Below are 26,902 nucleotides of genomic sequence, written 5' to 3' on the forward strand. Positions count from 1 at the left end.
ACGACGATCTGCTCAAGACATCGGGCACAATGAGCGACAAATGGCTCGTTCAGTGACTCAGGGGGCGCCAAATGTCATCCGACCTGGGCGGCGAGGGCGTCCGGCCCGGACGTTCGGCCCCCCGGCTGGACGCCGTGGACCACGCGATCATCGCCGAGCTGCTGCGCGACGGCCGGCTGTCGGTGCGGGCGCTGGCCGAGCGCGTGCACGTCTCGCGCGCCAACGCCTACGCGAGGCTGACCCGCCTGCTGGACGAGGGCGTCATCACCGGCTTCACCGCCGAGCTCGCCCCGCACCGGGCCGGCCTCGGCACCAGCGCCTACGTCTCGGTCACGATCGAGCAGAACTCCTGGCGCTCGGTCTCCGCCCGGCTCCAGGACACCCCCTACGTCGAGCACTTCGCGATGGTCGGCGGCGACTACGACGTCCTGGCCCTGGTCCGGGCCCCCGACAACGAGGCGCTCCGGCACGTGGTGCTGGAGCGCATCCAGGACATCCCGGGCGTTCGCGCGACCCGCACCTGGCTGGTGTTCGACGAGGCGCGGGGCAGGGGAGCGCAGTGGGAGACCTGGGACGACTGAGGCCCCCGGTCGTGCCCCGAGCAGGGCGTTCCGCCCTTCTTGCACGCTCGCGCGGTCCTGTGTCACCCTGAATACAGACCGCTCGGTCAGTAAATAGGCCGAGTCCAGCCGGGTCCCCAGCGGAGGAGCCCATGACGACGCCGCAGGCCGCGCCCCAGCAGGCGCCCGCCGAGCAGTTCGAGGCGACGATCGCGCGCCACGACCGGATCGAGCCGCGCGACTGGATGCCCGACGCCTACCGCCGGACGCTGGTCCGGCAGATCGCCCAGCACGCCCACTCCGAGATCATCGGGATGCAGCCGGAGGGCAACTGGATCACCCGCGCCCCCTCGCTGCGCCGCAAGGCGATCCTGCTGGCCAAGGTCCAGGACGAGGCCGGGCACGGGCTGTACCTGTACTCGGCGTGCGAGACCCTGGGCGTGTCCCGCGCCGAGCTGACCGAGATGCTCCTCACCGGCCGGCAGAAGTACTCCTCGATCTTCAACTACCCCACGCTCTCCTACGCCGACGTCGGCACGATCGGATGGCTGGTGGACGGCGCGGCGATCTGCAACCAGGTCCCGCTGTGCCGGACGTCCTACGGCCCCTACGGCCGCGCGATGATCCGCATCTGCAAGGAGGAGTCCTTCCACCAGCGGCAGGGCTACGAGCTGCTGATGACGATGATGCGCGGCACCGCCGAGCAGCGCCGGATGGTGCAGGAGTCGGTGGACCGGTTCTGGTGGCCGTCCCTGATGATGTTCGGCCCGCCCGACGCGAACTCGCCGAACTCCGAGCGGTCCATGGCGTGGGGCATCAAACGCAACGGCAACGACGAGCTGCGCCAGCGCTTCGTCGACATGACCGTCCCGCAGGCCGAGGCCCTCGGCGTCACGCTCCCGGACCCGGACCTGCGCTGGAACGAGGAGCGCCAGGCCCACGACTTCGGCGAGCCGGACTGGTCGGAGCTCACCGCCGTCATCAAGGGCGGGGGGCCCTGCAACGCCCAGCGGCTGGCGCACCGCCGCCGCGCCCACGAGGACGGCGCCTGGGTCCGCGACGCCGCGACCGCCTTCGCCCGCAGGCAGGCGGACCGCGCCGGGGCCGGGCACGAGGAAGGAGCCGAGGCATGAGCGAATGGCCGCTCTACGAGGTGTTCGTGCGCGGCAAGCGCGGCCTCAACCACGTCCACGTCGGGTCGCTGCACGCCCCCGACGACGAGATGGCCGTCCGGCACGCGCGCGACGTGTACACGCGCCGCAACGAGGGCGTCAGCATCTGGGTCGTGCGGTCGGACGCCATCACCGCGTCCAGCCCGGACGAGAAGGACCCGCTGTTCGCCCCCAGCGGCGACAAGGTCTACCGGCACCCGACGTTCTACGAGATCCCCGAGAACGTCCCCCACATGTGAAGGCCGCCATGGAAAGTCAGCACGGCTCGGTGTACGACGGGCTCCTCGACGGCGACAGCTCCCAGTGGGCGTTCGGGACCGACTTCGAGGACCCGCTGGCGGGCGTCGACACGACCGTCCCGGACGGCGTCGACCCGCACGCGCTCGCGACGTACTGCCTGATGCTCGCCGACGACGCCCTCGTCCTTTCGCACCGGCTCTCCGAGTGGTGCAGCAACGCGCCCGACCTCGAAGAGGACATCGCCCTCGCCAACACCGCGCTGGACCTCCTCGGCCAGGCGCGGCTGCTGCTCGCCCGCGCGGCCACCGCCGACCCCTCGGTCGTCCCGCCGCTGCCGGAGGGCTCGCCGGTCCCGCCCGAGGACGCGCTGGCGTTCTTCCGGGACGCGGACGCCTACCGCAACGTGCGCCTCGCCGAACTGCCGAACGGCGACTTCGCGCACACCATGGCCCGCGTCCTGGTCTTCGCGACCGCCCGGCTGGCGCTGTTCGACCGGCTCACCGGCAGCCGCGACGCCGTCCTCGCCGCCGTCGCGGCCAAGGGCGTCAAGGAACTGGCCTACCACCGCGACTTCGCCGGACGCTGGTTCCTCACCCTCGCCCAGGGCACCGAGGAGTCGCGCCGCCGCGTCCTCGCCGGGCTCGACGACGTGTGGCGCCACCACGACGAACTGTTCCGCACCCACCCGGTGGAGCGGGCGCTCGCCGAGGCGGGCGTGGCCGTGGACCCCGCCGCCACCGCCGACGCCGCCGGCGCCGTCCTCGCGCAGGTCTTCACCGCGAGCGGCGTCGAGCCGCCCGACGTCCCGCAGACCGGGCTGCCCGGCGGGCGCGCCGGACGCGACGGCGTCCACACCGAGGCGCTGAGCCGGATGCTGGCCGAGATGCAGGTCGTCGCCCGCGCCCACCCGCTGGGACGGTGGTGACCGCCGTGCCCGCGACCGCCCGCGCCGTCGCCGCGTCCGTCCGGGACCCGGAGATGCCGATGCTGACCCTGGAGGACCTCGGCGTCCTGCGCCGCGTCGAGGAGCACGGCGCCGCCGTCACCGTGGCGATCACCCCGACGTACTCGGGCTGCCCCGCCCTCGCCACGATGCGCGACGACCTCGTCCACCGGCTCACCGACGCCGGCTACGCCGACGTGCGCGTCGAGATCGAGCTGTCCCCGCCCTGGTCGAGCGACTGGATCACCGAGCGGGGCCGGGCCGCCCTCGCCGCCGCCGGGATCTCGCCGCCCGGCCCGGCGCCGGCGCCGTCCGGACCCGTCGCGCTCACCCTCGCGCCGACCCGCCGGAGGCTGCGCTGCCCCCGCTGCGGCTCGGCGTCCGTCGAACTGACCTCGGAGTTCGGCTCCACCTCCTGCAAGGCCCTGTACCGCTGCACCGGCTGCCTGGAGCCGTTCGAGCACGTGAAGGAGATCTAGCGGTGGCGCCTGCGACGTTCCACCCACTGAAGGTCGCCGCCGTCGACCGGCTGACCGACGACTCGGCGGCGGTGACGTTCGACGTCCCGCCCGAACTCGCCGCCGACTACGCCTTCGCCGCAGGCCAGAGCCTCACGCTGCGCCGGATGGTCGACGGGCGGGAGCACCGCCGCTCCTACTCGATCTGCGCGCCGGCGGGCGCCCGGCCCCGGATCGGCGTCCGCGAGATCCCCGAGGGCCTCTTCTCCTCCTGGCTCGTGCGGGACGTCCGCCCCGGCACCGAGATCGACGTCCAGGTCCCGTCCGGCAGCCTGCGGGCCGACCCCGCCGAGCCCGGACGTCACCTGCTGATCGCGGCGGGCTCCGGCATCACCCCCATGATCTCCATCGCCGCGACGGTGCTCGCCAACCCGGGCACCGAGGTGCGGCTCCTCTACGGCAACCGCACGAGCGGGACCGTGATGTTCGCCGAAGAGCTCGGCGACCTCAAGGACCGCTACGGCCCCCGGTTCCAGCTCGTCCACGTGCTGAGCCGCGAGCCCCGCGACGTCGAACTGTTCTCCGGCCGCCTCGACGCCGGCCGCCTGCGCCGCCTGCTGAGCGCCGTGACGCCCGTCGACGACGTCGACCACGTCTGGCTGTGCGGCCCGCTGCCCATGGTCACCGGCGCCCGCGACGTCCTCGCCGAACTCGGCGTCCCGCGCGAGAAGGTGCACGTCGAGCTGTTCTACGTCGACGAGCCGCCCCCCGAGGTGCGGCGCGACGGCCCCGCCGCCACCGGCGAGACCAGCGAGGTCACCGTCGTGCTGGACGGCCGGTCGAGCACCTCGCCCATGCCCCGCGACCAGCGCGTCCTCGACGCCGCCCAGGCCACCCGCGCCGACCTCCCGTTCGCCTGCAAGGGCGGCGTCTGCGGCACCTGCCGCGCCCGCGTCACCGAGGGCGAGGTCGACATGGTCCGCAACTACGCCCTCGAACCCGCCGAGGTCGCCGCCGGGTTCGTGCTCACCTGCCAGTCCCACCCGGTCAGCGCCACCGTCACCGTCGACTTCGACGCCTGAGCCCCGCTCACGACGGCGGCGCCGCCAAACCCTCGAACGCGATGGCGGTGACGGCGTCCGAGAGGGCGTCCGCGCTCACCTCGCCCCCCGGCCGGTACCACTCCACCAGCGAGTTCACCATGCCGAACAGGAGCCGGCTCACCAGCTCCGGCGGCACGTCACCGCGCACCGCCCCCTCCGCGGCCGCCGCCCGCACCAGCTCCGCCAGCTGCGCGTCGATCCACCGCCGCCGCCGGAGCGCCGCCAGCTCCACCTCGCTGTTGCCGCGCACCCGCAGCAGCAGCGTCACCGCCGGCTGATGGGCCACCAGCACCCGCACGCTCTCCCGCACCACCGACCGCAACCGCTCGTAAGCGCTGCCGCCCGCCCCGTCCTGCGCCTCGCGGATCACCGCCGTCAACTCGTCGAGCGCCTCATCGAGAGCCAACGCGAGCAGATGCGACTTGCCCGGCACATGATGATAGATAGCCGACTTGCTGAACCCGAGCTCCTCCGCGAGGTCCCCCATACTGGTCCCCTCGTAGCCCTTCCGATTGAAGAGCTCGATGGCCCGCCGCAGAACCGTCCCCTGGTCATACCCAGGCCGGCCTCTCTTCATATTGCTTTTTCTCCTCCTTCGGGCCTTGGCGGCCCTCCATCGTCGATAAAGCTGGCGATCGCTGGCATCGCTTCGACTCGCCTGGCGGCTCGCTTCGCGATCAGGTTCTCGCAAGCTCGAACCTGCCTTCGGACGCGATCGCAACCATGAGGTTGTCACGGGGTTGCGGCGGTGGCTGAGGTTGGTGGTGTGGTTATTGCAGTGCCCTCTTCCTCGGGCCTGGCGGCCCTTCATCGTCGGGCACCGCGGCGGTGGCTGGGATCGCTTCGGCTCGCCTTGCGGCTCGCTTCGCGATCGGGTTCTTGCTTCGCTTGAACCTGCCTTCGGACGCGATCGCGGTTCCTCAGGGTGTCGCTTGGTTGGTGTGGCGGCTGAGGTCGTCGGGGTGGTGGGGTGCGGTGGGCGGGGTCGCTTCGGGCGTTCAGATTCTCGCAGGGTCTTCGCCGCCGTCGCGGTGCCTGATGGTGTTGCCGTGCTCTGCTCTTCGTTCCGGTGGTCGTGGTGGGAGGCGCCGGGTCGGTGTCGGGGGTTGGTTGACGGGTTGGTGGTGGAGAGGGGTTTTCATGTAGCACGTTTGTGTTTATGGTCGTCGGTGTCGGGGGTGCTGTACCTGTCCGGATACGCTCCCGAACCGGAGGCCCGCTGTGGCGCTCTCCTTTCTCGACCTGCGGCACACCGTCGCGAAACCGGGCTACAACCGCTGGCTGATCCCTCCCGCCGCGCTCGCCGTGCATCTCTGCATCGGGCAGGCGTACGCCACCAGCGTCTACAAGACCGCCCTCGTGAAGCACTTCGACGCCAGTCTCACCGCGGTCGGCGTCGTGTTCTCCATCGCGATCGTGATGCTCGGCGCGTCCGCGGCGGTCATGGGGACGTGGGTGGACCGCGTCGGGCCGCGGCGGGCGATGTTCACCGCGGCCTGCTTCTGGGCGGCGGGGTTCCTGGTCGGGGCGCTCGGCATCGCCGCCGGGCAGCTCTGGCTGGTCTACCTCGGGTACGGCTTCATCGGCGGCATCGGTCTCGGCATCGGGTACATCTCGCCGGTGTCGACCCTGATCCGGTGGTTCCCCGACCGGCCTGGCCTGGCGACCGGCATGGCGATCATGGGCTTCGGCGGCGGGGCGCTGGTCGCCTCGCCGCTGTCGCGCCGGCTGCTGTCGCTGTACGACCCGGACGGCGACCCCGCGTCCGGGGGCGCGGTCGCCCTGCTGTTCGTCACGCTGGGCGTCGCCTACTTCCTGGTGATGATGCTCGGCGTGTTCACCGTGCGGGTCCCGCCGCCGGGATGGCGGCCCGCCGGGGCCGCCTCCGCGGCGGAGCGCGCCGCCGCGCCGCGCGGCGTCTCGGCGGCGTCCGCGATCAGGACGCCGCAGTTCTGGCTGCTCTGGACGGTGCTGTTCTGCAACGTCACCGCCGGGATCGGGATCCTGGAGCAGGCCGGCCCGATGATCGGCGACTTCTTCCGCTCCGGCGGCTCGACCTCGGTGTCGGCGACCGAGGCGGCCGGGTTCGTCGGGCTGCTGTCGATGTTCAACATGGCCGGGCGGTTCGTCTGGTCCTCGACCTCGGACTACATCGGCCGCAAGCCCACCTACGTCGGGTACCTCGGCGTCGGGATGGCCGCCTACGTCCTGCTCGCGCTCTTCGGGGACGCCTCGACGGCGTTCTTCGTCGCGCTCGCCTCGCTGATCATCTCCTTCTACGGCGGCGGGTTCGCGACCGTCCCGGCCTACCTGCGCGACCTGTTCGGCACCTACCAGGTCGGCGCGATCCACGGCCGGCTGCTGACCGCCTGGTCGGCGGCGGGCGTCGCCGGGCCGCTGATCGTGAACCGGTTCCTGGACGCCCGCGGCGAGCCGGGCGCGCTCGTGGCCGCCGACTACCGTCCCGCCCTGTTCACGATGGTCGGGGTCCTCGCGATCGGCTTCGCTGCGAACCTGCTCATCCGCCCGGTCGCGGAGCGGCACCACGTTTCGGAGGCCGGACCCCGCGTACCCGAGCCCCGTCCCGCCACCTGATTCGAAGTGAAGGAGGAGGACCATGCCGCAGGCATCGGACCCCGCGCCCGAAGAGGGCGCATCCGCGGGCCCCGACCGGACCGTGCCGCGCCTCGTCGTCTCCTGGTCCGTCGTCGGCATCCCGCTGATCTACGGCGTGGTGGAGACGGTCAGGGCGATCCTGCCCCTCTTCGGCGGGTGACCTCGGGCCGCCGGAGGCTTCGCACGAGCGCTTGCAGCGCCGCCTCGAAGGCGTGGTCCGGGGGCGTCGCGTAGCCGACCACGAGGCCGTCGTCGGGCGGGAGGCGGGCGGCGGGGTGGCGGAACGCCGACAGGGCGTCGACCGCCACTCCCGCGCGGGCCGCGGCCTCCATGGCGGCGGACTCGGTGCCGGGCGGCAGGCGCAGGACGGCGTGCAGGCCGGCGGCGATCCCCGTCGTGTGGACGTGGGGCGCGTGCTCGGCGAGCGCGGCGACGAAGCGGTCGCGCCGGTCGCGGTACCGCTGGCGCATGCGGCGGACGTGGCGGTCGTAGGAGCCGGAGTCGAGGAAGTCGGCCAGGGCCAGCTGGTCGAGGACGCCCGCCCACGCTTCCCGCTCGCCCTTGGCCTTGAGGACGCCGTCTACCAGGCGGTCGGGCAGGACCATCCAGCCGAGCCGGACGGCGGGGGACAGGCTCTTGCTGGCGGACCCGATGTACAGGACCCGGTCAGGGGCCAGTCCCTGCACCGCACCGACCGGCTGGCGGTCGTAGCGGAATTCGCCGTCGTAGTCGTCTTCGATGATGAGCCCGTCCGATGTGGCGGCCCACTCGGCGACCGCCGTCCGCCTGCGCGAATGCAGCGGACCGCCCGTGGGGAACTGGTGCGCGGGCGTCAGAAGCACGGTGCGCTCGGTTTTGGAGAGTTCATCGATCCGGGCTCCGTCGCCGTCGACGGTGAGCGGACGGGTGCGCGTGCCGGCCTGCTTCAGCAGGGCCCGGTGGAAGGGCAGGCCGTACCCCTCGACCGCCAGCGGGCCGGACAGCACCCCGCCGCCGAACAGCAGCCGCAGGGCGTGCGCGAAGCCGGAGCAGACCACGATGTGGTCGGCGTCGGTCCGCACGCCGCGCGTGCGGGTCAGGTACGCGGCGAGCGCGCGGCGCAGTTCGGGGCGCCCGCGCGGGTCGCCGGGACCGAACGCCTCGTTCGGCGCCGCGGCGACCGCCCGGCGCGCCGACGCCAGCCAGGCGGCGCGCGGGAAGGACGCGGCGTCCGGCTGGCCTTGGCGCAGGTCGTGCGCCGGTTCGGGCGGACGGTCCGCGCCGGGCCGCGCCTTGGGGTGCGCCGGGGGCCGCGCGCTGAGCGCCACCCGCGTCCCGGAGCCCTGGCGGGCGGTCAGCCATCCCTCGGCGACGAGTTCGGCGTAGGCGTCGGCGACGGTGTTGCGGGCCAGACCGAGGTCGGCTGCCAGCGAACGGTAGGGCGGCAGCCGGGTTCCGGGGGCCAGCCGCCCGGAGCGGACCGCCGTGCGCAGCGCGCGCGTGAGGGCGGCTCGCCGCCCGCCGCCGCCCGGCAGGTCCAGGTGGAGGTCGGCTCCGATCCGCTCCGCCAGATTGACCCAGTTTTCCGTCACGAGATTGCACCCTACCGCCGGTCTTCTTCCTTCCTAGATTGAGGTGCAGAACCTGATCGACCTGCTGTTTCGGAGGAAAGATGAACGACTTGCGCACCGCTGTCCGCGGCCGGGTGCTGCTGCCCGGCGACGCCGGTTTCGACGCCGCCCGCCGTCCCTGGAACCTGGCCGTGGAGCAGCCGGTCGAGGCCGCCGACGCCGATGACGTCGCCAAGGTCGTCCGGTATGCCCGTTCCGCCGGGGTGGGCGTCGCCACGCAGCCCAGCGGGCACGGCGCCACGGGCCGGACCGAGGGCGCGATCCTCCTGCGCACCCGGCGGCTGGACGGCCTGGAGGTCGATCCCGCCGCCCGCCGCGCCCGGGTCGGCGCGGGCGTCGCCTCGGGACGGCTCCAGGCGGCGGTCGCGCCGCACGGCCTGACCGGGCTGCCGGGAAGCTCCCCGGTGGTCAGCGTCGCCGGGGTCGCCCTCGGCGGCGGGCTGAGCTGGTTCGGCCGCGCCCACGGCTGGGTCGCCGACAGCGTCACCGCCTTCGAGGTGGTCGACGGCGAGGGCCGCCGCCGGCGGGTGACCGCGGACGCCGATCCCGACCTGTTCTGGGCGCTGCGCGGCGGGGGCGGCGACGTCGCGATCGTGACGTCCCTCGACCTGGCGCTGCACCCGGCGCCGCAGCTGTACGGCGGCCGGATGCTGTGGCCGGCCGTGCACGCGCCCGAGGTGATGGACTCCTTCCGCCAGATCACCGCCGCCGCCCCGGACGAGCTGACCCTCTGGCTGGACCTGCTGCACTTCCCCGGCGCGGACCCGATGGTCGCCGTGGACGTCACCCACCTCGGCCCGGCGGACGAGGCGCGCGACCTGCTGCGTCCTCTGGACCGGCTGGCCCGGCCGCTGTCCGACGGCCGGGCGCCCATGCCGGTCTCCGAGCTGGGCGTGATCACGGCCGAACCCACCGACCCCGGCGCCGGACGCTCGCGTGCCGAACTCCTCACAGAACTGGACGACGGCGCGGTCAAGGCGCTGCTGGCCGCCCCCATCGCGCCATTGCTGAGCGTGCAGATCCGCCATCTGGAAGGCGCGTTCACCCGTCCCTCCGACAGCCCGCACGGCCCGCTCACCGAGCCTTATGCGCTGTACATGTTCGGCATCCCGGCCGACCCGGAGACAGCCGAGGCGGTCAAGGGCAAACAGGCCGCGCTCGCCGACGCCCTGCCCATCAGCGGACGCAAGCCCTTTACCTTCCTCAACCCCGAGGAGACCGCCGCGAACGCTTTCACCCCCGACGCGCTGGCCCGCCTCCGCCGCATCAAGGCCGCCCACGACCCGCACAACACCTTCCGCAGCAACTTCCCCGCCAATCCCTAACCCCCACCACCAGCCCAAGCACGCAGACCTCAGCCGACACCGCAACCACGCGACGACCTGGGGGGCCGCGATCGCGTCCGAAGGCAGGTTCGAGCGGAGCGAGAATCTGATCGCGTAGCGAGCCGCCAGGCGAGTCGGAGCGATGCCAGCGATCGCCGGCGGTGCCCGACGATGGAGGGCCGCCAAGGCCTGAAGGAGGAGAGCACTGCAGTAAACACCGCGATCGCGTCCGAAGGCAGGTTCGAGCGGAGCGAGAATCTGATCGCGTAGCGAGCCGCCAGGCGAGTCGGAGCGATGCCAGCGATCGCCGGCGGTGCCCGACGATGGAGGGCCGCCAAGGCCTGAAGGAGGAGAGCACTGCAATAGACACAGCGATCGCCCGCTTTATCGACGATGGAGGGCGTCCAGCGCCCGAAGGAGGAGAAAAAGCAATAGATTCCCCAAGAGTGGGTTCGAATCGGAGAAGCATCGTGTCCGTTTGGGGCTGTTGGCTTTATACCGGACATGGGGGCCGGTGCCTTGCCCGGCCGCGGCCATGGCCGGCGCGGTTTCGATGAGGTGGCCTGTTCCCCGGCGGCCTAGTATGAAGACGGGACCGTCATTCGTTACTGGACGAGGGGGAAGGCAATTCATGGCGCAGCAGGTCAAGGTTCGCCTGGTCGACGACATCAGCGGCGGTGAGGCGGTGGAAACCGTGTCGTTCTCGCTCGACGGCAGGTCCTATGAGATCGATCTGAACAAGAAGAACGCCGCCAAGCTGCGCAAGGTCATCGAGCCTTACCGGGAGCACGCCCGCAGGGCGCGGCGCGTCGCGGCGAGGGCCGCCGCGCGCACGGCGGGCAGCCGCGAGCGCAGCGCCGAGATCCGCCGGTGGGCGAGGTCGGCGGGGATCCCGGTCAACGACCGCGGACGCATTCCCGCCGATGTGATCCAGAAGTTCGAGGCCGCGCACTGACCCGGCGCCGCCGGCGCTCGGGGAGGCGCCGGGGACGCGCGGGTCAGACCAGGTCGGTGGCGGCCAGGCAGATGCCGAGTTCCAGCCGGCTGCGGGCCCCGAGCTGCTGCATCGCGTCGTGCACCTGGCGCTGGACGGTGCGCGGCGAGATCTTCAGAGCGTTGGCGGCCGCCTGGTCGGTCATGCCCACGGCCAGTTTGCGCAGGATGTTGAGCTGGAGTTCGCTCATCGGCCGCGCCGGGACGGGGGCGATGGGGAACGCCTGCTCCCAGTGGTTCTCGAAGAACGCGACCAGCCGGTCGATCTCGGCGGGCTGGACGACCGCGGGAGCGAGGTAGGGACCGTTGCGCCTGACCAGGGCGGTTCTGCGGTCCACCACGAGGAGGAAGGCCGGCAGGGCGCCGCCGAGCCGGATCTCGGACGGACCCTGTTCGCGGGCCGCCTGGAGGCGGCAGGAGCGGGAGACGACGATGCGGGAGCGGGGGCCGGCGGTGGTGCGGCGGCGCAGGTAGGCGTTGCGCAGCTGGGCCGGCCACGCCGGGACGAGCGAGAGGATCTCGTGCCGGGCCGTCGCGAGCAGACGTGCGACCTGCTTTTGATCATGTACCGAAAGGTGCATGCGTACCCTCGTTCGATCGGTGTGCTTATCACCAACTTCGGCATTGCCGGCGGGCGGGGGTGCAATGCGTCTTCGACGCTATAACCGCGGCCCTTACCGGACGCTAACCGGCGCGGTGGATCAATTGCCGTTATTGTCTACCGATTTACTGGGAAATCTTTCCGGTCAGGTCGTCCGCCTCGGTCCGGACGGCCTCGGCGGCGCCGTGGTCGCCCGCCTCGGCGTAGGCGTCGCCCAGCCGGCGCAGCGTCCGCGCGAGGAACGGGACCCAGCCGCGGGTGCGCCAGACGTCCACGGACTCCTCCAGGCAGCCGACGGCGGCGGCGGTGTCGCCCGCGGCCAGGTTCAGCTCGCCGAGGATGGCGAGGGCCTCGGCGAGATGGTGCCCGAAGTTGCCGGCCCGGCTGTAGGCGAGCGCGAGGTCCGCGGTGGCCCTGGCCCGCACGTCCCCGGTCGCGGTGAACAGCTTCGCGAGGTAGATGAGGGAGAACGTCTCCAGGTAGCGGTCGTCCAGCTCGCGGGCCATCGTGATCGACCGGTTGAGCATGTCCTGCCCGGTGCCGAGATCGCCCGCGAAGGCGTGGCCCACCCCGAGGAACTGGACGACCGTGGCTCTGAGCCGGGGGTTGCCGAGCCGCTCGGCGATCTTCAGTGCGCGCTCCAGGCAGGACAGGGCCCGGAGCGGGTCCTCCTCGCCGTGCGCCACCGCCTGGACCTGGAGCGCCCGCGCCTGCCCGCCCAGGTAGCCGGACGGCTCGGCGAGCCGCAGGGCGCGCTGCGCCGTGGCCAGGGCCTCCTCCTTGGCGCCCTGGGCCACCAGGCCCCAGCTGATCTGGATGAGGGCGTCCGCCGTCCCGCGGTCGTCGCCCAGCTCGGTGAACAGCCGCAGCAGCCGTTCCGCCGTCTCCCGCATCACGACCATCGCGGGTTTGGTGCGGCCCTCTCCCGTCCAGGTGATGACCTCCAGGAGCCCCCGCAGCAGGACGGCCTCGCCCCGCTTGTTGCGCGCCGCCCGGCAGAGCCGCAGCGCCCGCTCGTGGGTGTGCCTCCAGTCGTCGTAGGCGCCCCTGATGTCGCAGAACTTCTCCAGGGAGGCGGCGAGGTCCCAGGCCAGCTCGTCGAGTTTCAGGTCGCACGCCTGCCGGGCCGCGGCGGTCAGCGCCGGCAGCTCGGCGGCGAACCACTGCAGCGGGTCGGCGAGCAGGCGCGCGGCGGTGGCGGGGGAGAGGGGCCAGCGCGCCGCGGTGCCGTGCATGGAGGCGTAGGCGGGGCCGGGGATGCGCTCGGCCGCGTTCTCGGCGAGCCAGAGCCAGGCCCCGAGGGCCCGGGCGAGGGCGGCGGTGCGCTGGCGGAGGGCGTCCTCCGCCTCGGCGCACTCGCGCGCGTACAGCCGGATCAGCTCGTGCATGCGGTGCCGCAGGCCGCCGGTGGCGTCGGTGCCGACCACGTTCACGAGCTGGGCGTCGATGAGCCGCTCCAGGTGCGGGCGGGCCTCGTTCAGCGGGACGCCGAGGAGCGCCGCGACCGTCCACAGGGAGAAGTCCGGCGCGTCCAGCAGCCCGATCATCCGGAACGCCCGCCGGGTCGCGGGCGGCAGCGGCCGGTAGCTCATCCGGAAGCTCGCCCGGACCGCCAGGTCGCCGACCGACAGCTCGTCCAGCCGCCCGCGCTCGTCGCGCAGCACCTCGGCGAGGTGGGCCAGCGTCCAGTTCGGGCGGCCGACCAGCCGCCCCGCGGCGATCCGGACGGCCAGCGGGACGTGCCCGCACAGCTCCACGATCTCCACCGCGCCCCCGGGCTCGGCCGCGACGCGGCGCGGGCCGATGACGCGGGTGAGCAGGTCGACGGCCTGCGACGGCGACAGGACCTCCAGGTCCAGCAGCGTCGCGCCCTCCAGCCCGGTGAGGCGGTTGCGGCTGGTGACGAGCACGGCCGTGCCGGGGGAGCCCGGTAACAGGGGCCGCACCTGCTCCTCGTTCAGGGCGCCGTCGAGGACGACGAGGACGCGGCGCCCGGCGACCCGGCTGCGGAACAGGGCCGCGCGCTCCGCCGGCGTGGGCGGGACGCCCGAGCCGCTGACCCCGAGCGCGCGCAGGAACCGGTCGAGGACCTCCGAGGGCTCGGGCCGGGCGTCGGCGTCGCCGTTCAGGTTCGCGTAGAGCTGGCCGTCGGAGAACGCACCGGCCAGCAGGTGCGCCACGTGCACGGCGAGGGCGGTCTTGCCGATGCCGCCCATGCCCGCGATCGTGGTGACGGCCACGGTCCGCCCCCGCCCGTGCGCCGGGCCGGTGAGGCTTTCGGCGATGAGCGCGGCCTCGGCGGAGCGGCCGGTGAAGTCGGGGATGCCGGGCGGCAGCTGCGCCGGGACCGGGACGGCGGCGCGGTGGCCGGCGTCCGGCGCGGGCACGGCGGCGAACGGCCGGTCGCGGTCGAGGACGCGCAGGTAGGCGTCCTGGACCTGGCTGCTCGGCTCGACGCCGAGCTCGTCGGCGAGCCGTTCGGCGAGCCGCCGGTAGACGTTCAGCGCCTCGGCGGGCTGGCCCCCCGCGGCGAGCAGGTCGATCAGGGCCGCGTGCAGCGGCTCGTCGAAGGGCAGGTCGCCGGCCAGGGCGCGCACGGCGGCGATCGCGGGCTCGGGGTCGTCGACGCGCTGGGCCGCGGTCGCCAGGTCCATCACCGCCTCGCGCACGTGCTGCTCGACCGAGCGCAGCAGGACGTCGGCGCGGTCCAGGTACTCCATCCCGGTGAGGGCGGGCCCGCGCCGCAGCCGCAGGGCGGACACCAGCACGGCGGCGCGCGGCTCCGGCTCCTCCACCGCGCGGGCCCGCTCGATCAGCGTCCGGAATCGGTGCAGGTCCAGGTCGTCGCCGGGGACCGCCAGGCGGTAGCCGTCCTCGTAGTCGATCGACAGCCCGCCGTCGCCGAGCCGGCGGAGCCACTTGCGCAGCCGGGAGATCCCGACGTGCACCGACTCCCGGCTCGTCACCTCGGCGCGGTCGGCCCACACCAGCCGTGTGAGCCTCTCGGTGCGCAGGGGCTCGCCCTGGGCCAGCAGCAGCGCGCCGAGCAGCCCCTGAAGGACGTGGGACCGCGGCGGCGGCACCTCGGTCTCCCCGGCGCTCACCGAGAGCCGGCCCAGCACCCGGAAGGCCGGGCGGCTCGCGTCCTGTCTCGGTTCGGCGATGGGACACCTGCCCCTCGGTGGTGAGCGGTCTCGGCGGGCCGGTCAGCGGACGGATCTGACCGGCTGGATGGCCAGGCCGCCGGCGACGGCGAGGCCGGCTCCGGCCGTGAAGAGCGCGGAGAAGCCGCCCAGCAGGAGCGTCCCGGCGGCCACGAGCGGGGCGACGGCGACCGCGCCGCTGCCCGCCGCGTTGACCAGGCCGAGGTCCTTGGCGCGGTCCCGGTCCAGGGGCAGGACCTCGGTGACGAGCGCCTGGTCGATGGCGAGGTAGACGCCGTGCCCGGCGCCGAGGACGGCCGCCGACGCCAGCGCCGCCGGCCAGAGGGGGAGCAGCGCCATGCAGGTCAGCGCTCCGCCCATGAGGAGCGAGGAGAGGAGGACGAACGGTTTGCGCCGTCCGGTGCGGTCGGAGAGGCGCCCCGCGGCGAGGCTCGCGGCGACGACCCCCGCGGTGTAGAGCAGGCTGAGCACCGCCACGCCCCCGGCGGGGTCGTCCACGCGCACCTCGTCGCGCAGGAAGTAGAGCAGGTACAGCGTGGCGAGGGAGACCGACAGCTGGGAGAAGAACCGCCCCGACAGCGTCCAGGCGAAGTCGGGGTGCCGCCGGGGGCTGACGTACAGGTCGGCCGCGAAGACCCTGGGCGACCGGCGCGGGGCGCGCGCTCCGCCGGCCGGGCCGCCGAGGACGGGCGACCGGAGCGGCGCGCGCTCTTCGAGCATGACGTACGGGAGGACCAGCGTGAACGTCAGCCCGCCCATGAGCGCGTATCCGGCCCAGGTGGGGAACGCCGAGACGAGCATCGTCCCGACGACCAGCCCGACCGGCATCGCGAGCCCCGCGACGCCGGAGACCAGGCCGCGCCGGGCCGCCGGGACGCGGTCGGGGATCGCGGCGCACAGGGCCGCGCACATCGCGTTGGCGGCGCCGTGCACGAGGATCCAGCACGCGCCGACGCCGGCGACCGTCGTCTGGAGCGGCAGCGCGAACAGGGCCGCCGAGCAGACCAGGGCGGAGGCGAGCACCCAGGGCCGCCGCCGCCCGTCGCGCGAGGCGGTGCGGTCCGACAGGGAGCCGGCGACGGGGGAGGAGACGATGGCGGCGCCCGCGCCGAGGGCGGTGATCAGCCCGAGGTCCCAGACCTGGCGGGACGGGTCGAGCGATGCGAGCTGGGCGGGCAGCAGGATCTGGGCCGCGGCCAGCAGCCCGGTCCACATGGCGAGCGTCGCCAGGAAATAGGCGGTGATCCAATGGCGGGGCACGGTGGCGGCCGGAACCGGCCGGGCAGGGGCGGAGCCTTCTTTATAGGAGATCTCCATTTGAGATGACAGCCCTCGCATCGCGTCTTCTGTTGGCAGGAGCTCAACGCTCTGATTGGGAGCGTTCGTCAATCCGTGCTCGGACGTCTCTTGATCACATGCGGGGGCGAATAAAGGAGTCCGGTTGACATCATGACCAGTGGATCGTTGGACTGTCAACCAACTGTCAGTTTCGCCCAGACCGACGTGTTCCGGCGGTCAGTACCCCGTTCAGGCGGGGCCGCGTCCGGCTTTTCACGGCCCCGCCTGATGTGTCCCGGGGTATCAGTGCCCCAGGCTGCCTCCCCCGTCAACGGTGACCACCTGGCCCGTCACCGACGCGGCGCCGGCGGAGGCGAGCCAGACCGCGGCCGCCGCGATCTCGTCGAGCGAGGCGGTGCGGCCGAGCGGGACCTCGTCGAGGATCTGCCGCTTGTAGCGGTCGGTGAGCCCGCTGGTCATGTCGGTGTCCAGCAGGCCGGGCGCGATCACGTTGGAGGTGATGCCGCGGGCGGCCAGCTCGCGGGCCAGGGCCCGGGCGAGCCCGATCAGGCCCGCCTTGCTGGCGGCGTAGTTGGTTTGGCCGGGCACGCCCTTGGTCCCGGCCACCGAGGAAATGAAGATCATGCGCCCGTTCCGCCGGCGGATCATGTCCGCGACCGCGGCCTTGGCCACCCGGTACGCCCCGGTCAGATTGGTGTCGACCACGCGGGTGAACGACTCCTCCCGCATGCGCAGCAGCAGCGCGTCGTCGGTGATCCCCGCGTTGGAGACCAGGACCTCGACCGGCCCGTGCGCCTCCTTGATCTCCTCGAACGCCCGGGCGACCTGGCCCGAGTCGGTGACGTCGCACTTGACGCCGAGCAGCCCGTCCGGGGCGCCGGATCCGCGGTGGGTCACCGCGACCGCGTCGCCGGCGGCGGCGAACGCTCGGGCGATCGCCAGGCCGAGGCCGCGGTTCCCGCCGGTGACGAGTACGGAGCGGGTCATGAGTTCCCTCCGGCAAGGGCCGGCCGGGCCGGCTCGGCCACGGACGCGGCGAGGTCTCCGCCCCCGTCGATCGGGCGGTTCCACCAGAAGCGCCCGGTGGCGGCGAACACGTAGGGCGTGAGACGGCGCCGGACCCGCTCGTCCGGCTCGTAGAGCTCGTCCCAGTCGGGGTTCAGGCCGTCCCGGTAGAGCGACGCGACGATCCCGGCCAGCGCGTCCTCGCCGCCCGCGCCGTTCTCGCCGGGCAGCAGGCGCAGGCCGTCCGTGCGCTCGCCCATGACCTCGATCAGCCGGGCCGGCTCCGCGTCGCGGGCCGCCCGGAGCGCCTCGTCGAACCGCGAGCCGCCGCTCGGCGGCTCCGTCCAGAACGCGGCGTCGAGCAACGCGTCGTCGAGCCGTCCGCCGCGGCGGGCCGAGTAGAGCGGGGCCGCAGGAGGCCGGCAGGCGAGGTCCGCGGCGGCCGGAGGCTCGGCCGCGCCGTACGCGGCGACGAGCAGGCACGCGTCCTCCAGGTCGAACACGCCGGCCAGCACCGCGGCGGCGTGCTCGCCGACGCCCTCGCCGACCGTCCACGCGGGCTTGATCCCCACGTCGGCGAGCGTCCGCCCCGCGGCGTAGGCCGCGGCGAAGGCCACCGGCTCGGCGGCGGGCGGCTCCGCGCCGGACAGCAGGGCGTCCCGCACGGACCAGCCGAGGAGGGGCGGAGCGCCGCGTCCGCGGCGGCGAGCGCGCGCCGGTAGGCGGGGACCGTCTCGTGCAGCCGCGCCGGCAGGCCCCGCGCCACGCAGAGCCGCCGGAGATCGCCCATCCCGTCTTCGGCCGCGCTCCGGCGCGTCCGGACAGGGCGGCGAGCCGGTGGTCGTCCCCGGCCGCCTCCAGCAGCGCCGCCACGGCGGCCGCGTGGTCGGCCGCCGGGAGGGCGAACCGGACCGGCCCCGACGCCTTGACCACGTTGGACGTCCAGCTCAGCTGCGCGAGCCGTCCGGCGGGCGCGGCCGCGACGTCCTCGGCCAGCTGGCGGACCGCCCCGCGCAGGCCCTCGGTGTCGCGCGCCGACACGGTCAGGACCCCGTGGCGCGCGGGGCCCGGGGGCGCGGCGTCCGGCCGCGCGGCGGCCTCCGGGGCGGTGCCGAGCACGATGTGGGCGTTGGTGCCGCCGAGCCCGAAGCCGCTGACCCCGGCGTAGACCTCGCCGTCCGGCAGCGGCGTCGGCTCCTTCACGAGCCGGAGCCCGTTCGCCGCCAGCTTCAGCCGCGGGTTCTCGCTGTCGGAGAAGCGGCTCAGCGGGATCACGCGGTGGTGCAGGGCCAGCGTGGTCTTGATCAGCCCGGCGATGCCCGCCGCCCCCTCGGCGTGCCCGATGTTGCCCTTGACGGACCCGATCGCGCACGGCCGCTCCCGGGGGACGCCGTGCACCTTGCCGAGGGCGCGGGCCTCCAGCCGGTCGCCGAGCAGCGTCCCCGTGCCGTGCGTCTCCACGTAGGCGACGTCCTCGGGGCGGACCCCCGCGCGCCGGTACGCCTCGACCATCACGGCCTGCTGGGCGTGCGGGTTCGGCGCGGTGACGGTCGTGCTGCGGCCGCCGTGGTTGACCGCGCCGCCCTTGATGACCGCGTAGACGGGCAGGCCGTCGGCGAGGGCGTCGTCCAGGCGGCGCAGGACGAGCACGGCGACGCCCTCGGCGCGGCCGAACCCGTCGGCCTTCGCGCTGAACGGCTTGCAGCGGCCGTCCGGGGAGGCCACCTTGGCCTGGGCGAAGTAGATGCTGGACGAGGGGGTGATGAACAGGTTCACCGCCCCGGCCAGCGCCTGGTCGCAGACGCCGGCCCGCAGCGCGTGGCAGGCCTCCTCGGTCGCGACCAGGGACGACGAGCACGCGGTGTCGACGGCCATGCTCGGGCCCCGCAGGTCGAGGTGGTAGGAGATGCGGTTGGCGGCCATCGCGTAGCCGTTCCCGGAGCCCACGTGGCCGGTGATGCTGGTGAAGTTGGTCATCAGCAGGCTCATCCACTCCGAGCCCATGATCCCGACGTAGACGCCGGTCCTGCTGCCCGCCAGCGAGCGCGGGTCGATCGTCGCGTCCTCCAGGGCGCGCCACGCGGTCTGCAGCAGCAGCCGCACCTGCGGGTCGGCGACCTCGGCCTCCTCCTCGGAGAACCCGAAGAACGCGTGGTCGAAGGCGTCGGCGTCGTCGATGAAGCCGGCGTGGCGGGTGTTGGTCTTGCCGAGGCCGCCGTCGGGGTCGTAGTAGACGTCGGCGTTCCAGCGCGACTTGGGCACCTCGACGATCCCCTCGTCGCCGCGCATCAGCAGCTCCCACAGGGCGCCCGGATCGGGCGCCTTGGGGAAGCGGCAGTCGATGCCGACGATGGCGATGTCCGTCATGTTCCTGGTCCTCCTCGGCCGCCGGTCCGCAGCAAGCAGCACGCGGCGTGCCCGTCGGTGTCGATGGTGGTGATCAGTGCGAGACCACCGGCGGGGTCAAGGGAGGCTCGCGCTCGGCTTGCGTCGCGGACCGCGATCGCGGCGGCGACCTGGAGCGCGGCGGCGGCGCCGAAGGCGTCACCGACGATCTCCGAGGGCCGCAGGACGCGGGTGTGCGCCGGAAGGCGCACATCGGCGTCCTCCTGCCCGGAGGGCACGAGGAGGCCGACGTTCTCCGGGCCGGCGCCGCCGGTGCGCAGCGCCCTGCGCACGGCGGCGCCCAGCACGGCGGGGGCGTGGCAGGGCTCGTCGAAGACGCGGCTCTCCAGCGCGAGGATCTCGGCGAGCACCGGACGGCCGTGGGAGCGCGCCCGGTCCGCGGGCTCGACGAGGAACACGCCGCACCCCTCGGCGGGGCGGGTCCCGCGCCCGGCGGCCTCGGCGATCGCCGCGCGCCGGTCGTTCAGGTCCTCGTAGGCGCCGCACACCACGGCGTCGGCCCGGCCGGAGGCGAGCAGCCGCCGCGCGTACCGCAGCGCGGCGAGGCCGGTCGCGGCGCCGGCCGTGACGGTCGCGTTCGGCCCCTGGAGGTCGAACGCCATCGCGGCCTGCGCGCTGGCGTAGTTCATCACGCACGCCGGGACGAGCGCCGGGTTGACGTTGTCGGGCCGGGGGCGGGTGAGCGAGTCGCGGGTGAGCGTCATCGACTGGTCGATCCCGGCGGCGCCGCTGCCGAGCACGAGCGCCCGGCGGTGCGGCGGCCATCCGGCGAGGACGTCCGGGCCGAGGAGGTCCCCGATCGCGGCGAGCGCCATCGCGGAGGGGCGGTCGACCAGCCGGACGGGACGCGCGGACGGGCCGGGGGCCTCGGTGCGGAAGTCCTCGACCGCGCCGCCGGGGAGCGGCACGCCGGCGCGGATCGCCTCACCGAACGGGCCTGCGCCGACGCCCGCGGGCGACATCAGCGCCATCGCCGAGATGACGGTGTTCACGCGGCCCCCTCTTGCGTGGCGGTCCCCTGCCCGGTGGACGGTTCGTGTCGCGGGGACGGCTCGGGTCCGGTGGGCGGCCCGCCCGCGAGGGCGCCGGCGTGGCGCAGCACGACGGCGGCGTTGTTGCCGCCGACGCCGAGCGAGTTGACCACGACCGTGCGCACCCGGGCGGGACGGGGCGCGCCCGTCACGCAGTCCACCGGGCACTCGGGGTCGGGTGTGGAGAAGTTGACGGTGGGCGGGATGAACCCGTGCCTCATGCCGAGCACCGCGGCGATGCACGCGTGCGCGCCGGCCGCGCCCTGCGTGTGGCCGATCATGGACTTGAGCGCCGTGACGGGCGGCGGCGCGGCGCCGAACACGTCCGCGAACACGGCCGACTCCATCGCGTCGTTGATCTTCGTGCCGGTGCCGTGCGCGAACACGGCGTCCACCTCCGCCGGCGCCGCGCCGGCGTCGCGCAGCGCGCCCGACAGGCACTCGGCGACGCGCTCGCGCAGCGGCCGGGTGGGGTGCTCGGCGTCGCAGTTGAGCCCGAAGCCGGCGACCTCGGCCAGGACGGTCGCGCCGCGCCGGCGCGCGTGGCCGAGGGTCTCCAGGACGAGCATCCCGGCGCCCTCGCCGAACATGAACCCGTTCCGGTCGAGGTCGAAGGGGCTGCACCTCTGCGAGGCCCAGGCCCGCAGCCGGTAGAACCCGGCGAAGGCCATCCGGCTCACCGAGTCGGCCCCGCCGCAGATCGCGAACTCGGCCTCGCCGCCGCGCAGGGCGTCCAGGGCGTGGCCGACCGCGTAGTTGCCCGCGGCGCACACCGTCGGGATCGTGACGGCCTCCACGTCGGTGAGGCCGAGTTCGACGGCCACCGCGACGGGCAGGCGGCCGGGGTGCACCCGCCGGGCGCGCGGCGCCGGCAGCCGCCCGAGGCCGCCGGCGACCTCGGCGGCGGCCAGCGCGTCCACGTCGAGCGACTCGCCGCAGGTCGTGCCGACGGCGATGACGCCGGGCTCGTCCCGGACCGCCGCGGGGTCGAGCCCCGCGTCCCGCATCGCCATCCGCGCGGCGGCCGCCGCCTGGGCGCCGACCTTCCCGAACCGGCCCGGCTCGATCCGCCGCAGGCGCGTCTCGGGGTCGAACCCGGGCACCTCGTAGGCGCGGGCGTACCGGAAGCCCGTCGTGTCGAAGCCGCTGATGGGCGACGCGCCGCAGGCGCCCGCGCGCAGCGCCGTCAGGAAGTCCTCGCGGCCGATCCCGATGCTGGAGATGACGCCCAGCCCGGTGACGACGACCCGCGGCCGGGGATCACCTGCCGGCCCCCGCGCGTGGGGACGGTTCTGGGAAACGGCGGATTTTTCCAATTTGGCTCACCTCGAAGGGAGGATTTCGTGCCCCGGCGAACGGCTCAATGGCCGTTCGCGCGCCCTAACGCGCTGCGCGCATGGACATGCCCGCACTGGTAGGGCCGGGCCCCTGCCCGGGGATGGACGTGGACCGGCGAAAGAGCGGCCGAATCGGCAGTCCGCGAGCGGGCCGGCGCGTCTAGTGTGCGGGGGCGAAGTCGTCCCGGCATGGAGTGCCTTTGATGAATGGGATTCGAGTCGCATGGTGAATTCGAGTGGGCGGGTGTTCGCGGAGCCGAGGATCAGCGCCGCCCGGCGCCCCGACGGGACGGTGCTGCTGTCCTCGCGGGTGCCGCTGGAGCCCTACGACGCCGATCTCGCGCAGCCCCTGCGCCGGTGGGCGGCGGAGCGGCCGGACGCCGTCCTCGCCGCCGAGCGGCGCAGCGGCGGGTGGGACGAGCTGACCTACGGCGCGGCGCTGGCGGACGCCGGGGCGCTCGGGGAGGCCCTGCTGGAGCGCGGCCTCGGCCCGGACCGCCCGCTCATGGTGCTGTCGGGCAACTCGCTGCGGCACCTGCGGCTCACGCTCGCCGGGTACCTCGCCGGGATCCCGGTGGTCTCGCTCAGCACCGCGTACTCGCTGAGCGGCGGCCACGAGCGGCTGCGGACGGTCGCCGGCATCGCCCGGCCCGGCGCCGTCTACGCCGAGGACGGCCGGGAGTACGGCGCGGCGCTGGCGGCGCTGGCCGGGCTGGCGCCGCGCACCCTCGTCGGCCGGGAGGGCGGCGGGGAGCCGCTCGGCGAGCTGCTGCGCACCGCGCCGGGGGAGCGGCTCGCCGCGGCCCGGGCCGCGGTCGCCCCGGACTCCGTCGCCAAGATCTTCTTCACGAGCGGGTCGACCGGGCGCCCGAAGGCCGTCCCCAACACGCACCGGATGCTGTGCGCCGTCCAGCAGATGATGCGGCAGGTCTGGCCGTTCCTGGCCGAGACCCGGCTGACCCTCGTCGACTGGCTGCCGTGGAGCCACACGTTCGGCGGCAACCACAACCTGCACATGGTCCTGACGCACGGCGGCACCCTCGCCATCGACGACGGCGGGCCGACCCCCGAGCTGCTGCCGCGCAGCCTGCGCAACCTCGCCGAGTTCTCGCCGAACGTCTACTTCAACGTGCCCGCCGGCTTCGCGCTGCTGGCCGAGGCGCTGGAGTGCGACTCGGTGCTGGCCAAGACGTTCTTCGCCCGGCTGGGCCTGCTGTTCAGCGCGGGCGCCCCGCTGCCCGGCGAGCTGCGGGGGCGGATGCTGAGGCTGGCGGAGCGGTTCGCGCCGGGGAAGGTCCGCTTCACCTCCTCGTGGGGCCTGACCGAGACGGCGTCGGCCGTGACCTCCGCCCACCTGGACACCGACGTGCCGGGCGCGATCGGCGTGCCGCTGCCGGGGATCCGGCTCAAGCTGGCCCCGGTCGACGGGCGGCTGGAGATGCGGGCCGCCGGGCCCACGGTGATGACCGGCTACCTCGACGACCCGGACCGCACCGCCGAGGCGTTCGACGAGGAGGGCTTCTACCGGACGGGCGACGCCGGCGCCCCCGCCGCCGACGACGACCCGGACCGCGGCCTGGTGTTCCAGGGGCGCATCACCGAGGACTTCAAGCTGACCACCGGGACGTGGGTGCGGGTCGGGGCGCTGCGGGCGGCGCTGCTGGCGGCCGCCGACCAGCTCGGCGAGGTCGTGATCACCGGGTCGGGGCGGGCGCACGCGGGCGCGCTCGCCTGGACGCGGCGCGCCGGCGACCCGGCGGCGGTGCGCCGGGACCTGGCCGAGGCGCTGGCCGGGTTCAACGCCGGGCAGCGGTCCTCCCGGCGGATCGAGCGGCTGCTGCTGCTCGCCGAGCCGCCGGACCGCGACGCCGGGGAGCTGACCGACAAGGGCTCGGTGAGCCAGCTGGAGGTGCTCCGCAACCGCTCCGCCCAGGTCGACCTGCTCTACCGGGACCCGCCGCCGCCCGAGGTGATCCTGCCCGCCGACCACGCCGACTGAGCCGGACATGCCGGTAAAGGCCAGGCATGCCCATAAAGGCAGCGCGTGAGCGCGGCGGCATAGGGATTATCCGGTACCGGGGGCCCTGCACACAATTCCGGTACCGGACGCCTGAACGAGAATGGAGTTTGCAAAATGGCGGACAAGCTCTCCGCGGCGTTTTCCCCCTCGCATGACTCACCGGTGCTGCCGGTCGACGGCCACCGGCTGACCCTGGCCGAGACCGTGACGGTCGCCAGGGCGCCGCGCCGCCCCCGCGTCGGCCTGGCCGCCGAGGCCGTGGCGCGGATGGACGCCACCACGCGGGCCAAGACCGACCTCATCGCGGCGGGACTGCCGATCTACGGGGTGACCGCGGGCTTCGGCGACAGCAACACCCGCCAGATCCACGGGGACAAGAGCGCCGCGCTGCAGGAGAACCTGCTGCGCTTCCTGAACTGCGGGACCGGGGCGGCGGCCGAGCCCGACGTGCTGCGCGCGACGCTGCTGGTCCGTGCCAACTGCCTCGCCCGGGGCTACTCCGCGATACGGCCGCGCGTGGTGGAGCTGCTGCTGGACTGCCTCAACCATGACATCCTGCCGCTCATCCCGGAGCGCGGGTCGGTCGGCGCCAGCGGCGACCTCGTCCCGCTCAGCTACGTGGCCCGGATGCTGACCGGCGAGGGGGACGTCCTGCACGCGGGCGAGCGCCGCACGGCCGCCGCCGCCCTCGCGGACGCCGGGCTGGTCCCGGTGGAGCTGGAGGCCAAGGAGGGCCTGGCGCTGGTCAACGGCACGTCGTTCATGTCGGGTTTCGCCGTCCTCGCCGCCCACGACGCCGGCGAGCTGGCGTACACGGCCGAACTGTGCACGGCGATGGCGAGCCAGGTGCTGCTCGGCAACCCGGCGCACTTCGACGACTTCCTGTTCCAGCAGAAGCCGCACGAGGGCGTCCTCGCGAGCGCCCGCACGATCCGGGGGCTGCTGGCCGGCGGGGACGCCGGCGCCGGACCGGGCGCGGACGAGGCGTGGACGGGCGACGGCTACCGCCAGCTCGAACGGCCCATCCAGGACCGCTACTCGATCCGCTGCGCGCCGCACGTGGTGGGCGCGCTGCGCGACACCCTCATCTGGGCCGAGCAGATGCTGGAGATCGAGGTCAACTCCTCCAACGACAACCCGCTGTTCCACCCCGACGGGACGGTCCTGAACGGCGGCAACTTCTACGGCGGGCACGTCGGCCAGACGATGGACTCGCTGAAGGTCGCGGTGGCCAGCGTCGCCGACCTGCTCGACCGCCAGCTGGAGCTGGTCGTCGACGAGAAGTTCAACAACGGGCTGACGCCCAACCTCATCCCGCGCTACGAGGCCGGGAGCTGGGACGCGGGCCTGCACCACGGCTTCAAGGGCATGCAGATCAGCGCGTCGTCGCTGGTGGCCGAGGCGCAGCGGTGGACGATGCCCGCGACGTCCTTCTCCCGCTCCACCGAGGCCCACAACCAGGACAAGGTGAGCATGGGCACGATCGCCGCGCGGGACGCGCGGTCGGTCGTGGAGCTGGCGCAGGAGGTCGCCGCCATCCACCTGATCGCCCTGTGCCAGGCCGCGGACCTGCGGGGGCTGGAGCACCTGAGCTCCGCGACCGCCGCCGCCCACACCCTGGTCCGCAAGATCTCCCCGTTCCTGGACGGCGACCGCCCCCTCCAGGACGACATCCGGCGGGTCCGCGACGCCGTCCGCACCGGCGAGCTCCGCCGGGCCGTCGCCGAGAGCACGAGCGGCGTGCCCGCCCTCGGCTGAACGGCCGCGCCGAAGGGTGCGCGCGGGGGACCGCGCGCACCCTTCGCGTACGGCGTCGGCCCCCGCCCCTCCGGTCTCGCCGGGAAGGGACGGGGGCCGTCCGGTCGTGCGGGCCTACCGGTCGGTCCGGCTCATGCCGGGTCCACCCAGAACCGGCGACGCTGCCACGGCAGGGCGGGCAGCGGGACGCGCCGCCCGGCCGCCCGCACCCGCGACCAGTCGGGGGTGCGGCCCGCGGCGTAGACGGCGCCGAGCGCCGCCAGCAGGGTCTCCATCTCCGGCTGCCGGCGCACCAGGGACGCGACCGTCCCGGCCGCCGCGCCCGCCGCCTCGACGGCGTCGTCCACCGCCGAGACCAGCAGCGGATGCGGGCTGATCTCGACGAACAGCGCCGGCCCGCCGCCCGACAGCACGGACCGGACCGCGGGCGCGAACCGCACCGGGCGGCGGACGTTCTCCATCCAGTACCCGCCGTCCAGCTCCGGGCCCGCGACCGGGCGGTCCCAGACCGTCGAGTGCAGCGGGATCGCGGGCGCCTGCGCCCGCACCCCGGCGAGCGCCTCGCGCAGGCCGTCGCGGATCGGCTCGACCTGCGGCCCGTGCGAGGCGTACCCGACCGCCACGCGGCGGCAGAACACGCCGCGCTCGCGCAGCGGCCCGACGATCCGCGCGATGGCCTCCGGGTCGCCCGACAGGACGGTGAAGCGGTCGCTGTTGAGCACCCCGGCGCACACCAGGTCCGCGTGCTCCCCGATCGCCTCCTCGGCCTCCTTCTCGCCGATCCCCACCGCCCACATCGCGCCCGCCGCGCCGAGCTCCTGGAGCAGGACGCCGCGGCGGCACACGACCGCGGCGGCGTCCCGGACGCGCAGGGCGCCGGCGGCGGTGGCGGCGGCGATCTCGCCCATGCTGTGCCCGATGATGAGGTCCGGCTCGACGCCCCAGTCCCGCCAGACCGCGGCGAGCGCCACCTGGAACGCCCAGAGCGTCGGCTGGATCTCCGACACCGCCGCCAGCGGCGCGTCGCTCTCCAGCCGCCGGCGCGGCGACCAGCCGAGCTCCGCCTCCACGGCGGCGGCGCACTCCTCCAGCGCTCCGGCGAACACCGGGCTCGTCGCCAGCAGCCCCCGGCCCATGCCGACCCACTGGGCGCCCTGGCCGGGGAAGACGAACACCAGCCGCGGCGATCCGTCCAGGTCGGCGGTGATCGTGGTGGTCGTGTCCATCGGCGTCACCCTCCTCGCGTCGCCTTCTCGGACCC

The 26,902-nt window shown here is 74.2% G+C and carries 21 protein-coding genes; 12 read left to right on the forward strand and 9 right to left on the reverse strand.

Annotated elements, in window-relative coordinates; translation table 11 throughout:
- Positions 1-71: 71 nt before the first annotated feature.
- The 6 genes from ACQEU6_RS44065 to paaE all read left to right on the forward strand — a co-directional run bounded on the left by ACQEU6_RS44065 (position 72) and on the right by paaE (position 4,455).
- Entirely contained in the window at positions 72-581 is a 510-nt protein-coding gene (locus ACQEU6_RS44065) for an Lrp/AsnC family transcriptional regulator (RefSeq protein ID WP_499339749.1), read from the forward strand.
- Between the two features lie 131 nt (positions 582-712).
- On the forward strand, positions 713-1,693 hold the full coding sequence (gene paaA / locus ACQEU6_RS44070; RefSeq protein ID WP_499339750.1) for a 1,2-phenylacetyl-CoA epoxidase subunit PaaA: 981 nt from the start codon (positions 713-715) through the stop codon (positions 1,691-1,693).
- Positions 1,690-1,971, forward strand: coding sequence for a 1,2-phenylacetyl-CoA epoxidase subunit PaaB (gene paaB, locus ACQEU6_RS44075; RefSeq protein WP_089315753.1), 282 nt, complete (start codon positions 1,690-1,692; stop codon positions 1,969-1,971). The genes paaA and paaB overlap by 4 nt, the downstream gene beginning before the upstream one ends.
- A gap of 8 nt (positions 1,972-1,979) precedes the next feature.
- On the forward strand, positions 1,980-2,897 hold the full coding sequence (gene paaC / locus ACQEU6_RS44080) for a 1,2-phenylacetyl-CoA epoxidase subunit PaaC (protein ID WP_499339751.1): 918 nt from the start codon (positions 1,980-1,982) through the stop codon (positions 2,895-2,897).
- Entirely contained in the window at positions 2,891-3,394 is a 504-nt protein-coding gene (gene paaD / locus ACQEU6_RS44085) for a 1,2-phenylacetyl-CoA epoxidase subunit PaaD (RefSeq protein ID WP_499339752.1), read from the forward strand. Before paaC ends, paaD begins: the two co-directional genes overlap by 7 nt.
- Positions 3,395-3,396: 2 nt before the next feature.
- Positions 3,397-4,455 carry a 1,2-phenylacetyl-CoA epoxidase subunit PaaE gene (gene paaE / locus ACQEU6_RS44090; protein WP_499339753.1) on the forward strand — a complete coding sequence of 353 codons (1,059 nt, stop codon included), beginning with the start codon at positions 3,397-3,399 and terminating at the stop codon, positions 4,453-4,455.
- A 7-nt stretch (positions 4,456-4,462) separates the two neighbouring features.
- On the opposite strand, the gene ACQEU6_RS44095 is transcribed toward paaE, so the two are convergent.
- On the reverse strand, positions 4,463-5,053 hold the full coding sequence (locus tag ACQEU6_RS44095; protein ID WP_499339754.1) for a TetR/AcrR family transcriptional regulator: 591 nt from the start codon (positions 5,051-5,053) through the stop codon (positions 4,463-4,465).
- 644 nt (positions 5,054-5,697) lie between these two features.
- On the opposite strand from ACQEU6_RS44095, the gene ACQEU6_RS44100 reads away from it, so the two are divergent.
- Together ACQEU6_RS44100 and ACQEU6_RS44105 are read left to right on the forward strand one after the other, a co-directional pair.
- On the forward strand, positions 5,698-7,071 hold the full coding sequence (locus tag ACQEU6_RS44100; RefSeq protein ID WP_499339755.1) for an OFA family MFS transporter: 1,374 nt from the start codon (positions 5,698-5,700) through the stop codon (positions 7,069-7,071).
- 22 nt (positions 7,072-7,093) lie between these two features.
- Positions 7,094-7,252: an MFS transporter small subunit gene (locus ACQEU6_RS44105; protein WP_499339756.1), complete on the forward strand. Its 159-nt coding sequence runs from the start codon at positions 7,094-7,096 to the stop codon at positions 7,250-7,252.
- Here ACQEU6_RS44105 and pdxR read toward each other — a convergent pair.
- Positions 7,221-8,663 (reverse strand): MocR-like pyridoxine biosynthesis transcription factor PdxR, encoded by a 1,443-nt coding sequence (gene pdxR / locus ACQEU6_RS44110; protein ID WP_499339757.1) that lies wholly within the window; start codon positions 8,661-8,663, stop codon positions 7,221-7,223. The two genes, ACQEU6_RS44105 and pdxR, sit on opposite strands and share 32 nt — an antisense overlap.
- A gap of 80 nt (positions 8,664-8,743) precedes the next feature.
- On the opposite strand from pdxR, the gene ACQEU6_RS44115 reads away from it, so the two are divergent.
- A complete protein-coding gene (locus ACQEU6_RS44115; protein ID WP_499339758.1) occupies positions 8,744-10,027 on the forward strand; it encodes an FAD-binding oxidoreductase in 1,284 nt (427 codons plus the stop codon).
- A gap of 631 nt (positions 10,028-10,658) precedes the next feature.
- A complete protein-coding gene (locus ACQEU6_RS44120) occupies positions 10,659-10,982 on the forward strand; it encodes a histone-like nucleoid-structuring protein Lsr2 (protein ID WP_499339759.1) in 324 nt (107 codons plus the stop codon).
- Between the two features lie 43 nt (positions 10,983-11,025).
- On the opposite strand, the gene ACQEU6_RS44125 is transcribed toward ACQEU6_RS44120, so the two are convergent.
- From ACQEU6_RS44125 to ACQEU6_RS44150, 6 genes are all read right to left on the reverse strand, one after another.
- Positions 11,026-11,601, reverse strand: coding sequence for a helix-turn-helix transcriptional regulator (locus ACQEU6_RS44125; RefSeq protein WP_499339760.1), 576 nt, complete (start codon positions 11,599-11,601; stop codon positions 11,026-11,028).
- Positions 11,602-11,746: 145 nt separating this feature from the next.
- Positions 11,747-14,725 (reverse strand): ATP-binding protein, encoded by a 2,979-nt coding sequence (locus tag ACQEU6_RS44130; protein ID WP_499339761.1) that lies wholly within the window; start codon positions 14,723-14,725, stop codon positions 11,747-11,749.
- 102 nt (positions 14,726-14,827) lie between these two features.
- On the reverse strand, positions 14,828-16,045 hold the full coding sequence (locus ACQEU6_RS44135) for an MFS transporter (RefSeq protein ID WP_499339762.1): 1,218 nt from the start codon (positions 16,043-16,045) through the stop codon (positions 14,828-14,830).
- 321 nt (positions 16,046-16,366) lie between these two features.
- Positions 16,367-19,456 (reverse strand): 3-oxoacyl-ACP reductase FabG, encoded by a 3,090-nt coding sequence (fabG, locus tag ACQEU6_RS44140; protein ID WP_499339763.1) that lies wholly within the window; start codon positions 19,454-19,456, stop codon positions 16,367-16,369.
- The gene (locus ACQEU6_RS44145; RefSeq protein WP_499339764.1) at positions 19,453-20,487 is read right to left on the reverse strand and encodes a beta-ketoacyl synthase N-terminal-like domain-containing protein; all 1,035 of its coding nucleotides are present in this window, start codon (positions 20,485-20,487) and stop codon (positions 19,453-19,455) included. The genes fabG and ACQEU6_RS44145 overlap by 4 nt, the downstream gene beginning before the upstream one ends.
- Entirely contained in the window at positions 20,484-21,842 is a 1,359-nt protein-coding gene (locus tag ACQEU6_RS44150; RefSeq protein ID WP_499339765.1) for a beta-ketoacyl-[acyl-carrier-protein] synthase family protein, read from the reverse strand. The genes ACQEU6_RS44145 and ACQEU6_RS44150 overlap by 4 nt, the downstream gene beginning before the upstream one ends.
- A gap of 244 nt (positions 21,843-22,086) precedes the next feature.
- On the opposite strand from ACQEU6_RS44150, the gene ACQEU6_RS44155 reads away from it, so the two are divergent.
- Positions 22,087-23,862: an AMP-binding protein gene (locus ACQEU6_RS44155; protein WP_499339766.1), complete on the forward strand. Its 1,776-nt coding sequence runs from the start codon at positions 22,087-22,089 to the stop codon at positions 23,860-23,862.
- Positions 23,863-23,997: 135 nt separating this feature from the next.
- On the forward strand, positions 23,998-25,641 hold the full coding sequence (locus ACQEU6_RS44160) for an HAL/PAL/TAL family ammonia-lyase (protein WP_499339767.1): 1,644 nt from the start codon (positions 23,998-24,000) through the stop codon (positions 25,639-25,641).
- A 131-nt stretch (positions 25,642-25,772) separates the two neighbouring features.
- On the opposite strand, the gene ACQEU6_RS44165 is transcribed toward ACQEU6_RS44160, so the two are convergent.
- A complete protein-coding gene (locus ACQEU6_RS44165; RefSeq protein WP_499339768.1) occupies positions 25,773-26,867 on the reverse strand; it encodes an acyltransferase domain-containing protein in 1,095 nt (364 codons plus the stop codon).
- Positions 26,868-26,902: the final 35 nt, after the last annotated feature.

The sequence above is a fragment of the Spirillospora sp. CA-108201 genome (genome assembly GCF_050936235.1).
Lineage (GTDB): Bacteria > Actinomycetota > Actinomycetes > Streptosporangiales > Streptosporangiaceae > Spirillospora.